General features: G+C 58.7%; 12 protein-coding genes. 7 read left to right on the plus strand and 5 right to left on the minus strand.

The annotated features are described in order from the left end of the window. Positions 1-380 precede the first annotated feature (380 nt). Together Enr13x_RS39145 and Enr13x_RS29375 are read left to right on the plus strand one after the other, a co-directional pair. Complete coding sequence (locus Enr13x_RS39145) at positions 381-1,160, plus strand: hypothetical protein (RefSeq protein ID WP_231743847.1); 780 nt, start codon at positions 381-383, stop codon at positions 1,158-1,160. A 225-nt stretch (positions 1,161-1,385) separates the two neighbouring features. After that, the gene (locus Enr13x_RS29375) at positions 1,386-2,864 is read left to right on the plus strand and encodes a sulfatase family protein (RefSeq protein WP_145390399.1); all 1,479 of its coding nucleotides are present in this window, start codon (positions 1,386-1,388) and stop codon (positions 2,862-2,864) included. Position 2,865: 1 nt separating this feature from the next. On the opposite strand, the gene Enr13x_RS38375 is transcribed toward Enr13x_RS29375, so the two are convergent. The 3 genes from Enr13x_RS38375 to Enr13x_RS29385 form a co-directional block, all read right to left on the minus strand. Next, entirely contained in the window at positions 2,866-3,003 is a 138-nt protein-coding gene (locus tag Enr13x_RS38375) for a hypothetical protein (RefSeq protein WP_197455444.1), read from the minus strand. Positions 3,004-3,258: 255 nt separating this feature from the next. Then, positions 3,259-3,975: a peptidoglycan-binding domain-containing protein gene (locus tag Enr13x_RS29380; protein ID WP_145390400.1), complete on the minus strand. Its 717-nt coding sequence runs from the start codon at positions 3,973-3,975 to the stop codon at positions 3,259-3,261. A 168-nt stretch (positions 3,976-4,143) separates the two neighbouring features. Then, the gene (locus Enr13x_RS29385) at positions 4,144-5,103 is read right to left on the minus strand and encodes a WD40 repeat domain-containing protein (RefSeq protein ID WP_145390401.1); all 960 of its coding nucleotides are present in this window, start codon (positions 5,101-5,103) and stop codon (positions 4,144-4,146) included. 249 nt (positions 5,104-5,352) lie between these two features. Between Enr13x_RS29385 and Enr13x_RS29390 the strand changes: the two genes are divergently transcribed. The 4 genes from Enr13x_RS29390 to Enr13x_RS29405 all read left to right on the plus strand — a co-directional run bounded on the left by Enr13x_RS29390 (position 5,353) and on the right by Enr13x_RS29405 (position 10,712). Next, positions 5,353-6,696, plus strand: a complete 1,344-nt coding sequence (locus tag Enr13x_RS29390; RefSeq protein ID WP_145390402.1) for an outer membrane protein assembly factor BamB family protein — start codon at positions 5,353-5,355, stop codon at positions 6,694-6,696. A gap of 240 nt (positions 6,697-6,936) precedes the next feature. Continuing rightward, positions 6,937-8,598: an acyltransferase family protein gene (locus Enr13x_RS29395; protein WP_145390403.1), complete on the plus strand. Its 1,662-nt coding sequence runs from the start codon at positions 6,937-6,939 to the stop codon at positions 8,596-8,598. Continuing rightward, entirely contained in the window at positions 8,595-9,296 is a 702-nt protein-coding gene (locus tag Enr13x_RS29400) for a response regulator transcription factor (protein ID WP_145390404.1), read from the plus strand. The genes Enr13x_RS29395 and Enr13x_RS29400 overlap by 4 nt, the downstream gene beginning before the upstream one ends. Before the next feature lie 9 nt (positions 9,297-9,305). Continuing rightward, entirely contained in the window at positions 9,306-10,712 is a 1,407-nt protein-coding gene (locus tag Enr13x_RS29405; protein ID WP_145390405.1) for an ATP-binding protein, read from the plus strand. On the opposite strand, the gene Enr13x_RS29410 is transcribed toward Enr13x_RS29405, so the two are convergent. Together Enr13x_RS29410 and Enr13x_RS29415 are read right to left on the minus strand one after the other, a co-directional pair. Further along, positions 10,699-11,868 carry a PP2C family protein-serine/threonine phosphatase gene (locus Enr13x_RS29410; protein ID WP_145390406.1) on the minus strand — a complete coding sequence of 390 codons (1,170 nt, stop codon included), beginning with the start codon at positions 11,866-11,868 and terminating at the stop codon, positions 10,699-10,701. The genes Enr13x_RS29405 and Enr13x_RS29410 overlap by 14 nt on opposite strands. A gap of 81 nt (positions 11,869-11,949) precedes the next feature. Then, entirely contained in the window at positions 11,950-13,164 is a 1,215-nt protein-coding gene (locus Enr13x_RS29415) for a protein kinase domain-containing protein (RefSeq protein WP_197455445.1), read from the minus strand. A 392-nt stretch (positions 13,165-13,556) separates the two neighbouring features. On the opposite strand from Enr13x_RS29415, the gene Enr13x_RS29420 reads away from it, so the two are divergent. Then, positions 13,557-14,456 (plus strand): ATP-binding response regulator, encoded by a 900-nt coding sequence (locus Enr13x_RS29420; RefSeq protein WP_197455446.1) that lies wholly within the window; start codon positions 13,557-13,559, stop codon positions 14,454-14,456. Positions 14,457-14,467 lie beyond the last annotated feature (11 nt).

The following is a 14,467-nucleotide window of genomic DNA, read 5'->3' on the forward strand; positions in this document are numbered from 1 at the left end:
ACACGTAATCGATGAAATCGTTCGTCTTTGTCGCGTTTCACGTCTCTTTTAACGACCGTCGGAAGAATAAGTGGGATCGGCTTCCAGCCTGTCATGGCGAAAACGACAGGCTGGAAGCCGATCCCACAATCAATCCCCGCCACTTATTCTTCCGACGGTCCTCAGCTGGGCAGTCCCTTTTCCGTACAGGCCACCCATCGAAACGATCCGTTTGAGCAGTTTTAGTCAACTTTGACGATTGCGTTGACGATGACGACGGTAGACAGGGCGTGCCGGCAGGCAAGGCGTCCCGGTCGCCTGTTGTTGGATTAGATCACAAGGCGTGCGAAAGCTTTTTGCAAAGGAATTCGCAAGCGATTTCGTTTCAGGGATGAATCACGATGTCACGCGTGTTTGGCTTGTTACTCGTTGGATGGATCACCGTCGCGCTGACCGGATGCGTGGGACCGATGGGAGCCGGCTGTTGCGGCACCTCGCTCGGACCAGGATTCGGCGGCAGTTGCGATGCCGGCTGCAGCGACTCCTCCTGCGGCAGCTGTAACTCCTGCACCGGATGCGGCGAGCTGTACGTCGATCCCTGGATCAACCATCCGGCCGACTGCGTCGATCCCTGCGATTCCTGTGGCAACTACAACGGCCAAAGCTGTGGCAAGTGCCGCAGTGTGTTCGCGGGATTTCGAACCCTGTGGGGCTACCGCTGCGGCTGCGACCCGGGACCGATCTCCACCACCTCACGTGGCTTCGCCCCGACGTGTGCAAGCGGATGCGATGGCTGTGACAGTTGCATCGTCGAACCGGCGTGCGGTTGCGAAGGCCCCTGTGACTGCGGCATCCTTGAACCCGGCTGCGGCTTCGAACCGGCCTGTGGGATTGAACCCGGATGTGGGATTGAACCCGGCTGCGGCTTCGAGCCAGCCTGCGGTTGCGAAGGCCCCTGCAGTTGCGAACCGGCTTGTGGCTGCGAAGGCGGCTGCAGCTGTGGCGGCGTGATGACCGACAGCTACGGACCGCCGCCGGGTGAATACATCATCGAGTCACCCGAGCAGGCTGCGATCCCCACCAACGTCCAACCCTACGCGCCCCATCGCACGCGAAAGATTTTTAATCCCCGCACCGAGACCGCGTCCCGCGGCGGATTTCTGAACGAGTACCGGCGCTAACGCTCGGGCAGTCCTGTAGGGCATGCTGTGCATGCCATTCTCTGGGCCGTCAGGCACAGCCTGACCTACCGCTCCAAGAGGTGATCTCTCGGCTGAGTATCGTTCGGTAAAGTTTGCCTTACTCCGCTGACCGATTCTCGACACGACGAGTCGATTAGAATGCGGCGACTGTCCCCTCCCTAACGGGATGCTCCCCGCCGCCTTCTTAGCACGTAGATTTCAACGATGACTGTGTCTCCAAAATCAATCGCGTCTCTGGCGATTGTCGCCTTGTCGATCTTTGCCTCCCGGGGCGAGATTCAATCGGCCGAGTTGCCGAACATCGTTCTGATCTTGGTCGACGACATGGGGTACGGGGATCCCGGGTGCTTCAATCCCGACAGCAAGATCCCGACGCCGAACATCGATTCCCTCGCCGCCGAGGGGATGCGTTTTACCGATGCCCATGCTTCGGGGCCGCTGTGTCACATGTCGCGCTACGGGCTGATGACGGGGCGCTATCCGTTTCGAATCAACGTGGGGCGCTGGCCCAAACAGGCGTTGATCGATCCCGATGAAGTCACGTTGCCGTCGCTGCTGCGGAATGCCGGTTACCGAACGGCCATGGTCGGCAAGTGGCATGTGGGGTTCAATGAAGACGGCTACGACAAACCCTTGCCCGGTGGTCCCGTCGATCGTGGGTTCGATTCATTCTTCGGCATCCGGGCGTCGACCGATATTCCACCGTACTTTTACATCCGAGACCGGATGGCGGTCGCGCCGCCGTCGGATTCGATCGACGCCAATCAGAGCGAAGGATGGTCGCCGATCCAAGGTGCGTTTTGGCGTGCCGGTGGGATCGCTCTGGGGTTGGAACTGAAAAATGTGCTGCCGAAATTCACCGACGAAGCGTGCCAGGTCATCGAGTCACACGCCGGCCGAGACGATCCGCTGATGTTGTACGTGGCCTACCCGGCGCCCCATACGCCTTGGTTGCCTTCGGAAGCGTTCTTGGGCAAGTCCGGCGCCGGGATGTATGGTGATTTCGCGATGATGGTCGATGCGATGATCGGCAAGATCCTCAAGCAGCTCGATGCGGCAAACATGACCGACGAGACCCTGGTGATCTTCACCAGCGACAACGGACCGGTCTGGTACGAAACCGACGTCGAACGTTTCGGACACGACAGCTCGGGCGGGCTGCGCGGCATGAAAGCGGACGCCTGGGAATGCGGCCATCGGATGCCGATGATCGTGCGTTGGCCGGGAACCGTTGCGGCCGGTTCGGTCAGCGACAAAACGATCAGCTTCGTCGATTTCCTCGCCACCGCCGACGAACTGACCGGATCAAAGGTCTATCAACAGCAAGACAAGACCGATGTCGGGCCGGACAGTTTCAGCTTCCTCGGCGAACTGACCGGAAAACCCTCCACGGCGCCCCAACGTCCCTCGCTGGTACTTCAAAGCGGCAAGGGCCTGATGACGATTCGCCGCGGGGACTGGAAGCTCATCGACGGAGACGGATCGGGAGGGTTCAGCGATCGTGGAGGCAAGGGCAAGCCCAAGAACCCCAAAGGCCAACTTTACAACCTGGCCGAAGACCTTGGGGAGACGAACAATCTGGTCGATCAACATCCGAAGCTGGTCGAATCACTGCGCGACGAACTCGCCGCCATCAAGCGGGCGCCGCGAAGCCGTGACTTGAACGACGCGGCCAAACCGTGACTTACTCACCAATGCAATACAAGTACTTGTCGCTGCGCAAGTACAGTTTGCCGTCGGCGACGATCGGGCTGGCGTTGAAGGTACTGCGATCGTCGAGTCGGTTGTGGGCGAGTTGCTCAAACTCAGGCTTGGCAGCCAAGACCGGGGACAACTCGCATGGCGATTCTCGCGATGGGGGAGGCAAACAGGTCAAAACGCACTCAGCGGCACTTCAACTTAGCGACGCATGATAGGATGCCTCGGGTCCTCGGTGCGTTGGGATGGGGGAACGGTGTCGAGGGGAGGTGTGGCAGAATGATTCGGGGCAGAATGATTCGGGGCAGAATGATGGGGGGCAGAACAAGGGGAGAAGAATAAGGGGGGCAGGGCATCGATTGATGTGCGACGGCCCATTTCACTTGACGAAATCAAAGATCCCCGATCGGAATGTGCTGGTGCCGGGATGACCGCCCGAGATGATGCCATGCGGACCGATCAAATGCGCGTCCATTGGGATTTGGATCGTGCCGGATTCAAGAATCAGCGTCAGGTGGCTGTCGGAGGTGTTGCCCGCTTTCTCTCGCGTGAAGTAGACCGCCTGGCATTCAAATTCCTTCGTCGTGATCGCGCGTTTCGTCTTAAAGATACTGAAATGACCGTCGAAGCGATTCGGGATCGGACGCGGGTGCATGCCTTGCTGACGTCCCAAAAAATAAACGCTGGCGAAGTTGTGTGGGACCGATCGAATCTCGAAATAGTGATCCCGATTCTTGGCCCCAAATGAGTCGTTTGCGTTTTCACGCATGATGATGAACTTCAGTGACTTCGGTTCGATTCGCCTGGCGGGCGGAGGTGGAAGTTTGAGTTCCGGCAGCGTGTAGAGCACCAACTTCAAATACGTTTGTTTCCCCACCTCGATCAAACCGTCACATCCACCCCAGCCAAAATGATGAAGCTGGAAACGCTGAATCGCTTTGATCGTCTTTGGCCCGCATTTACCATCGAGTTTCAATGGTACCGGCGAACCGCCTTCGTCCAAGGGAACCTTGTTGATGGCGTCTTGCACCCCCAACACATCTTTGTGCTGATTGGCTCCGCGGTGCCCGACCGACGCGCTGAGAAAGAGGGTCATGGAAGGTCTCCTGAGGAGAAGTCGTGGCCGGTGGATCGAAGCTCCCGCAACACGCGAACATAACGCTGCTCGGATTGGGATGCAAATTCTGTGGGAGAGTCTGCCAGCCGGTCGGCCCCAAATTGCATGCCGATGAGCGTCGCATGACATGGATCGATCGACGGCCATCTACGGCAGCGCGATCCGTTGCAGCGCGATCCGTTGCAGCGCGATCCGTTGCAGCGCACCGTCGCTGCCGCCGACGACGGCGTTTCCGCCGGACGGATCGACGGCGATCGTGTAGGCCCGACCCTGAATCGCCGCGATCCCGTCGGAAACCTCGACGGTTTCCGGGTTGACCAAATAGACCCGCCCATCGTTGCAGCACGCGGCGATCCGTGAACCATCCGGGAGCCACTGGATCTGGCGAGGCTGGGACGGCAATCTGGCGAATCGCACCATGCGTCCGATCGTCGGCTGCCAAAACCGTACCGTTCGATCGTCGCTGGCCGAAGCGATCATCGGCAGGCCGTCGCGTGGGGGACGCACCGCAACGCTTCCGACCCCTTGGAGATGGATCGCCATGCTGCGAACCAGCGTTCCGGTCTCGGTTTCCCAGACGCGAAGACTCTGGTCGCCGCCGGCGCTGACCAGCAGCCGCGTGTCGTGCAGATGACCGATCGTCCAAACGCCGCGGGAGTGCCCATTGAGCGTCACCGATTTCTCGCCCTTCGAGGTGTCCCAGATCAAGACTTGGTGGTCCAGGCTGGCCGAGACCAAGGTGGTTTCGTCCAACCAGTCGACGGCCATCACCGAATCAAAATGCCCATCCAGGATGCGGAGCGATTTGCCATCGGGCCAGGACAGGATTTCGACGGTGCCGTCTTCCGCGGGCGCCCCACCGGCGACGGCCAGACGATCGCCGCCGGGAGAAAATGCCAGGTCGTGAAGATTTGGGGACGACGCCTTGAAGCTTGTCTGCAGGTCCAGATCCGGCCAGCGGTACACCGCGATTCCGGATTGAGAACACGCGACCAACGAGGATCCATCGGGAGCAAACACGACGGAAGTAATCGGGGGTTCGGCGCCGCAATCAAGGGCGACCGAAAGCGTCAACAAAAGGAAAACAGATCGAACGAGTTTCAGCATGGCATTGATCAAGTGGGGTAAGCTTCCAGCTTGCCATCGGCATTGGATTGGCAAGCTGGAAGCTTACCTGTCGCTTGGGATTGGCAAGCTGGAAGCTTACTCCACTTTGGGCTCCGTTACACATTGATACGGAACGCTTCTGTTTCTAGCGTAGCAACGGTGGTGGGCGTCCCTCAGAATGCGGTCGACGCGTCTCCGCTTTTCTCCTCGCAAATCGCCTTCGAGTGGTCTTCTATGACGAAATCTTTGATGCATCGACCTTTCTTGACGAGCGTTCTGCTGATCGGGACGGGGTTCCTCTTCGGCGCGACCGGTGATGCGGGTGATCATTGGAGTCGGTTTCGCGGGCCGGATGCGACCGGCGTGGTGCCCGACGACCCGCGTTTGCCGACCCGGTGGGACCAGACCGAAAACGTGGCGTGGTCGATCGACGTTCCCGGCCAGGGCTGGGGCAGTCCGATCGTCGTCGGCGAGCGCGTGTTTGTGTCTTCGGTCGTTGCCGACGAAGAAAACATCCAGCCACAAAAAGGGCTTTATCTCGGTAAGGGTGTTCGTGATCCGGCCAAGGGCATCCACCACTGGATGGTCTATTGTTTTGATCTCAAGAGCGGATCACAACGGTGGAAACACGAAGCCAAGACGGGACGTCCGGTGGTACCGCGGCACCCCAAGAGTTCTTACGCCGCCGAAACACCGACAACCGACGGCCAGCGGCTGTACGTTTTATTCGGTGATGTCGGACTGTATTGCTACAGCCTGGATGGCGAACCGCTTTGGTCCCGCGACATCGAACCCCGCAAGACCAATCTCGATTATGGCGCCGCAGCCTCTCCGGTAGTTCACGATGGGCAGGTGATTGTCGTTTACGACAACTTGGAATCGTCGTGGATCGCATCCTTTGACGCCGAAACAGGGGATGAGAACTGGCGGACACCGCGCGAGGAAACCCACTCCTGGGCCACACCGTTGATCTGGGAACATGATCAACGGACCGAAATCGTCGTGACCGGTCGAAAGAAGAACCGCAGCTACTCGCTCGAAGGTGATCTGTTGTGGGAATTTGATGGCGACATGTCGGTGCTGGTGATTCCATCGCCCTTTGCCGCACACGGGCTTTGTTACCTCGCCTCGGGATATGTCGGTGATTCCCACCGCCCGACGTTTGCGATTCGTCCGGGCGCCAGCGGCGACATCACGCCCGAAGGCGACTTTGCCGACAGCGAGTTCATTCAGTGGTACCAGCCCACCGCATCGCCCTACAACACCTCCCAAATCGTCTACGGCGATTACTTGTATACCGTTTACGATCAAGGATTCATGACCTGTCACGACGCCAAGACCGGCGAGGAGGTCTATGGCAAACGACGGTTCTCGCCGTCGGGTTCGTTCACCGCATCGCCATGGGCCTACGGAGGCAACGTGTTTTGCCTCAGCGAAGACGGGTTGACCTATGTGGTCAAAGCGGGCCGCGACTTCGAGATTCTGCAAACCAATCCGCTCGACGAACTTTGCATCGCAACCCCGAGCATCGCCGACGGACGTTTGCTGATTCGCACGCTGACCAAGCTGGCTTGCGTCACCAATGAGGAATAGCCGAGGCCCCCGACACCATGATCTCGATGCGTAGCCGCGTAGGGCATGCTGTGCATGCCGACGGGCCGTCAGGCAAAGCCCGCCGATGCTCGATGACAGGCTGGAAGCCTATCCCACTGGTAAGATCCGACGCGTCACCTGTTTACAAATCGATACGGGTCAGAAGCCAAGGTCCGTTGAGCCCCTGAGAATGGACAATCGATGCTCATCCGACCGCGATTCGCAAACTGAACTTTCAACATGTCGACCACTCCCGCTCCGTCGATTCCCCGACGGCATGATCTCGACGCGCTCCGTGCGATAGCGATGTTGCTGGGCATTGCCCTGCACGGGCTGATCTCCTTCATACCCGGGGGTGGCGGCGGCTGGGCGGTTCAAGACACTCAAACGAATGTCATGTTCGGCGTCGCGATGGCTGCGATCCATGGCTTTCGAATGCCGCTGTTCTTTTTGATCAGCGGATTTTTCACGATGATGATGCTTCGCAAACGCGGGATGGCGGCACTGCTCAAACAACGCTTCCTGCGAATCTTTTTGCCGCTTGTGCTGGGGATGTTCACGATCATTCCCGCCGTCTGGGCGGTCACGATTTACGTCGGCATGCAGCCCCAGTCCTCCACCGCCACGACCAAGGCTGCGGCTGCGGCAACGGATCACGACAATGTAAAAACGGACGCAACCGTTGACGAATCGATTTGGATTGCCGCCGCCAACGGGGACGTTGAAGCGGTTGAGAATTGGCTGGACCGAGGCGGCGACGTCGCACACGCCGAAGACGACGGATCGACGGCGTTGCACGGCGCGTTCTTATTCGGCCGCTTTGAAACCGCCGAGCTTTTGATCAACGCCGGGGCGGACCCGGAGGTAAAGAATCACCGTGGTGAAAGCTGCATCGACATGCTGAGCGCCCCCTGGGGCATCACGTCCTACGTCGCCGGTTTGGTCCAGGTTTCCGCCGAGGAGGAAGACGTGCTGGGCGGCCGAAAACGAATCGCCGAATCGCTGGACCTTGCCGCAACGATCCACATTCCGACGCGTGGATCGGTCTCCGACAAATTACAGTTTGCACTCTTCCAATTCCCCGTCACCGGGCACCTGTGGTTCTTGTGGTTTCTGTGCTGGCTGGTCGCCGGATTTGCGTTGTGCGTTTCCGCAGGTCGCTTGTTGCGGATTCCGCGCCCGGCGCGCTGGCTCTCCGCGTCCGCGTTTCGTTACGTTTGGCTGATTCCGTTGACGATGATTCCCCAGGCATTGATGTCGGGTGACGGGGCGGGCTTTGGACCGGACACCTCGATTGGCCTGTTACCGATGCCATCGGTGCTGGCGTATTACGCCGTGTTTTTTGGCTTCGGCGCGATCTACTTTGACGCGACCGGAATGCAGTCCGACGTCGAACCGGTCGGCTGGCGATCCTGGTTTGCGGTACTGGCATCGTTGCTGGTGCTGTTCCCGATCGGACTGGCGATCCGTTCGCAGCACGCCGGACTCGGCAATCTCGCGTCTCTGTTTGTCCAAGCCAGCTATGCGTGGTTGATGACCTTCGGCATGATGGGCGTGTTTCGACAGCTGCTCTCCCGGCAGAGCCAAACCATGCGTTATTTGTCCGATTCATCCTACTGGCTGTATTTGGCCCACATCCCGCTTATCATTTACGCGCAGTACTGGGTTCGCGATTATCCGCTGCCGCCGTTTTTAAAGTTTCTAATCGTTTGCGTGTTCACGAGCATCGTACTGCTAGTCAGCTATCAGCTATTGATCCGCTACACGCCGATCGGAACCTTATTGAACGGCAAACGGACTCGCCCGAAAGCTGCGTCAGACAGAACGGATTCGGTCGCAACGGATTCTGAACCAACCACACCCGCCGGGCGTCCCCAGAGAGCCGAAGGAAGTGTCGCATGAGTGACAAACCGCATCATTTGCTGCTGGTCGAAGACGACGCCGAATTGTCCGGCATGATGAAAGATTTTTTGACCGGCAAGGGATACCAAGTCACGATCGAGGCGGACGGTTTGTCGGCGATCAGGCGGATTGCATCCGAAGCCTACGACGCGGTGATCTTGGACATCGGTCTTCCGGGGACGGACGGATTCAGTGTTTGCAAAAGTGTCAGGCCGCATTTCAAAGGCCCGATCATTGTGCTCACGGCGCGGGGGGAGGAGATGGATGAAGTCGTCGCCTTGGAAGCCGGGGCGGATGACTTCATGAGCAAACCCGTGCGTCCCAACGCCCTGCTGGCACGTTTAAAAATTCACCTTCGCCGATTCGACTTGCACCCTGCTGATTCGAGCGTCCAACCGGCTGACATCGTTGTCGGTGACCTGAGCATCAGTCTTGGCAGCCGCAGCGTCGTGGTCGGCGATCAACCGATCGAGTTGACGACCGCCGAATTCGACTTGATCGAGTACCTAGCCCGCCGCGCCGGCAGCGTGGTTTCTCGCAAGGAACTGTACGTCGATTTGCTGGAAATCCCCTATGATGGCATGGACCGATCGCTCGATCTGCGTGTCTCACGACTGCGACGCAAATTGGGTGATGATCCCCACAAGCCGACCCGCATCAAATCGGTTCGCGGCGTCGGCTATCTCTTTGCCAAATGATGTGACGACATGACGCGATTGTTTCTGCGCTTCTACTTGGGCGTCATCGCCATCCTGATCGCGGCCTGGTTGATTCAGACCTCTGTGTTCCGGAAAAGCTCGATCCAGGAAAACATCCCCGTGATCGAAGACATCTATGCCGGCAGTGGACGATTGGCTCGCGATCAAATCGTCGACGGTGGCGAAGACGAGTTTTCTGAAACGATGGAGTACCTGGAAAATCAATTCGATTATCCGATCCGCGTGGTGACGCGAGACGAGCGCCCGATGGACCAAGCGTCGACCGATCGCTTGGACCGCGGTGAGAGCATTTTGTATTACGATCGACTGGAAACGGCCATTCCAGACACGCCCTTCCTGGTGGAATTGGGACCGTTGCCCCGATTTGACGAACCGAGCCAAGCCGAGTTGTCGTTTGCGTTGGGGGGCGTCTTTTTGTTGACCGCGATCGGTATCGCGATCCTGTTGCACCCGGTCAGCAAGCAGCTTCGCGGCGTCGAAAAAACCGCACTCGCCATCGCCGGCGGTGACTTGGGGGCGCGCATCGATTACGGAAGATTTCGGCACAGCGGTCCACTGGCCGAGGCATTCAACACCATGGCGGACCGCGTCGAAAAACTGCTCCGGTCCCAACGGGAATTGCTGCAGACCGTTTCGCATGAGCTGCGCACCCCCTTGGCTCGCATCCGATTTGCCACGGAACTGATCGAGACGGCCGACGACGACCACCAGCGAAAGCAACGCCTGACGGCGATCGAGGCCGCCACCGATCAGTTGGATGCCCTGGTCGGCGAACTGCTGACCTATGTGCGGCTGGATGCGCAATACTCCGAACCGGACAGCGTCTCCAATAAGATGGAAACCTTTGATGTCCGGGAACTGGTCGATGAACTGATCGAGTTGCACGGGCCGCTGTATCGCAAGATCGAATTTCGCAATGCGATTGCAATGTCCGGCAGTGATCTGTCCGGCAGTGACCTGGCCGGCAGTGACCTGTCCGGCAGTGATCTGTCCGGCAGTGACCTGGCCGGCAGTGATCTGTCCGGCAGTGATCTGTCCGGCGACCGAGCGGCCATCTCACGAGCGATCGGCAATCTGATCAGCAATGCCGGAAAATACGCCGCATCGACAGTCATCGTTTCCGCCGCTGACTCCGATCACGGACTCTGCATTCGGATTGACGATGACGGTCGCGGCATCGCCCCGGAGGATCGTGAGGCGGTCTTCGAACCCTTTCAACGGCTCGCCGGAGGGACCGATCCGAAGGCGGACCAGCCCGGCACGGGGCTCGGCTTGGCATTGGTCAAACGCATCGCCGAGCGGAACGGAGGCCGGGTGAGCGTGACCGAAAGTGAACTGGGAGGCGCCCGATTTTCGCTGACGCTGCCCAACGATGCGGATCTCAACACGATTTGATGACGACCGCGGTCATATCGTCTTTGAGCGGATGGGGATCGCAAAAGGACGTCACCGAGGAGATCAATTCGGCAACGATTTCCGACGCCGGCTTGCTGCGGTTGCGATGAACGACATCCACGGCGCGATCTTTGCCGAACGCAACGTGATCGTCTCCGCGAGCCTCCCAAATGCCGTCGGTCATCAGCAACACGATCTGTCCGCCCGAGATCTCGATCGATCCGTCCACCTGATAGGTGTAATCCGGATCAACCCCGGTCGGAATCCCTCGGGTCGTCAATTCAAAGGCGTCGCCATTGGAATCGATCATGAACCCCAAATGCCCGGCACCGACATACGTCAATCGCCTTGCTTTCGGGTCCAGTCTGGCAAAGAACAGCGTGACGAAGAGTGACTGGAACGTGTCTTCGCAAATCCCGCGGTTGGCGATCGTGATCAATTGGCCCACGTCTTCATACAGTTCGGCGGTCGACCTCAACAATCGACGCGTTCCGACGGTGATCATGGCCGGTCCGATTCCGTGCCCGCAGACATCTGCCAGAACGATGTCCCACTTGCCGTCTCCGTGGTCGATGAAATCAAAGAAATCACCGGACGTCGAATCGATCGCCACGCAACGGCCCGCGACGTCAAACCCAGGGATTTCCGGGGAATCATTGGGCAACAAATACTCTTGAATCTGCTTGGCGAACTGCAGCTCACGGTCCACGATCCGTTGACGGTGCTCGACCATTCGCCGCTTGTTTCGTTCGATCGCGTACAGCAGCGATCGCACCAAGACCTGTCCGTCCAGATAGGATTTGCCGACGTAGTCCTGGGCGCCCAACCGCATCGCCTTGATGCCGAGCGACTCGTCATGATCACCGGTCAAGATGATGATCGGCTGATTGGGAAACGGATCGTGAATCTGACAGAACGTCTCCAGCCCCGCTGAATCCGACAGGTTCAAATCCAAGATCACGGCATCGGGCAAGACGTCTTCGGACAACCGCCGCAACGTGTCGGCCAAGGTCGCAACGTGGGTGACGGCGAAACGCCCGTCGCGTTCCAAGCGTTCTCTCACGACCATCGCATCAACGACGGAATCTTCGACGACCAGAATCCGAAATTGGTCCCCGCCCGCTGCACCCGATTCGGTTGGTAGAGTTCCCATCATCCAGAGACACGTTGATCGATCGACAGAAATGCAAATCCGAGCGGCGTGTTGAAACCACGCACCGTCATCGCGATGGCCGGATCATTCGGCGCTCTTGAGTGCGTTGGTGACGGTGCCGCGGATTTCGAAAACCGTTCCGTCCAAGTTTAACACCCGGAACACCTCTCGAATCGAATCGCGCATCCCACAAAGATACAGATGTGTGTCGCGGGGCTTGAGCTCGGTGTGCAACTGAATCAGGATTCCGACGGTTTCGGACGAGCAAAATCGTACGGAAGCGAAATTGACGATCAAGCGTTTCGGTTCGCATTGCTCTACCATCGCAAACAACTCACGCTTGGTCTGCACGAGCGATTCGGTCGACAGCACGCTGGCATCGTGAAGATGCACGACATGGGCGTCTTCGATTTCCTGGAGATCGAACTGTTCGTAGTCCGGTTCCGCCACTTCGTCAAACGCGACCACCTCGGCGACTTTTGAATCGCGCGGCTGCGTCAAGGGCGTCATCCGAAACAGACTGTCCATCGCCTCGGCCAATTCACGCGCCGACGCGTAACGCTCGCTGGCCCCGAAGGACAAAGCCTTGGCGAACGTCTCCTTGAACTGATCCGCCGCACCACTGTCCAAGCCTTCGTACAGTGCATTTTGAAACACTTCCTCGGCGGATTGGGGCGCGTGCCCGGTCAGCACAAAGAATCCGATCGCTGCCAACGAGTAGACATCCGACTGCGGCCGGATCGCGTCGCCGGAACCGACCGATACCTCGGGTGCGGCAAACTCGTTGCGAAAGTCCGCCAATTCACCGTCCTCCTCGGACAGCAACATCCCGGGCATGCCGAGGTCGGCGATGACCGGTTCGCCGTTCTTTTCCAGCACCACGCATTCCGGAGAAAGGTATCCGTGGACCAGACCGGCCGCGTGCATTTGACTTACGCCCAGCGCCAGCTTCCCGACCAGCAAGGCAACCTGCCGGGGTTCGATCAGTGCCGCTCGCTTCGGCTCGACCGTCGCATTCTGGGCGGTGATTTCTCTCAGATTCGGACCCTCGACGAGGGTCGTCGCCAGGTAATCCACACCATCGGATTGGCCGAAATCTAAAACGGCCGACAGATGCGCGTTCCGCAGACCCGCCAACACCTGCGCGCGGGCGTCAAATTCGCCCCGAACCGCTGCATCCAATCCGGAAAAATCTGCGATTCGGACCGTCAAGTTGCGATCCAGGTGCGGGTCAAATGCCAAATAGACGGACTGACGCCCTTCGCGTTTGAGCAATTGTTTCAGCTCAAATCGGCCCACGGATTTAATGTTTATTTCTTCCATCCTTTGGTCGTCTCCAGTAACCAGACCAAAGCGGACGGGTGGAATCGAGGACTTCTAATATTGATTACTTCAGCGCTGCTGTCAACTAACCAGCGGTCCATCAGCAGGGGATCCAATGAGGGGTCCGAGCGGTCTCCGCATTGGCCGTCTGTGACGCGGTCCGGGAACCAGCCATCGCCCCGCGGAAGACCGGCCCGCGATTCTTCAATTCTATCTGCTGATCGGGCAACCGAGCCCGCACCAGGGCGTGCAGATCGATAAACTGAATCATGACGTGGACCGCCCGCCAGGGCATCGGGGACCGCCCACGAGGGAAGCGGAACCATCCTGACGTTCACCATCGAGATCCTGAAACGCGCAGATTGAAGATGACAACTATTTTGGTCGTGGACGATTCACGTGTCGATCAGACGCTGGTCCAGGGGATCTTGTCGAATCATCACGATCTGGACCTGCGTTTTGCCAACCACGGCGCCGAGGCGATGCAATCGATCCAACAGCAGGCCCCCGATCTGGTTGTCACCGATCTGATGATGCCTGAAATGGATGGCTTGCAATTGGTCCGTCGCATTCGACAGGACCGCCCCGAAATCCCGGTGATCGTGATGACGGCAATGGGGTCGGCGACCAACGCCGTCGAAGCGTTAGAAGTCGGCGCGGCGAGTTTCGTGCCCAAATTGCAGTTGACCGAACGACTGTCCGATACCGTCCGGCAAGTGCTGATGCTCAAGCACGCCGTCCATCCCTACGGCGGCGTCGTCCGTTGTTTAGCCGACGCCGAGTTGACGTTTCATTTGCGCAGCGACATCGATCTGATCCCCCAGTTCGTCGACCTGGTTCAACGAACGACTTCGGGGCTGGCCATTTGCGACGCGACCGAAGCGATCCGCATCAGCCTGGCACTCGAAGAGGCATTGTTGAACGCGTTGGTGCACGGCAATTTTGAATTGACCGCGGAGGTGGCCAGCAACGGCATCAACCCGTCCAGCGACGTGTTCTGCAACCGCTCCAACGAGCCGCCCTACTGTGATCGAATCATCTTTGTCCAACTCCGTGTCGCCGGCGGCGCGATGACCTTTGTCATCCGAGATGAAGGCCCCGGTTTTGATGTCGCTCAACTCCCCGATGAAAACGATCTGACACCCTTTGACGGCGGCATCGGCCGCGGCATTCGATTGATGCGTTCGTTCATGGACAAGGTGTCCTTCAATGCCAAGGGCAACGAGGTCACGCTCATGAGAGACTTTCGATCCACCGCCGACGGATAGCCAACCCGAGA

Origin of the sequence: Stieleria neptunia (assembly GCF_007754155.1) — a bacterium.
GTDB classification, from domain to species: domain Bacteria; phylum Planctomycetota; class Planctomycetia; order Pirellulales; family Pirellulaceae; genus Stieleria; species Stieleria neptunia.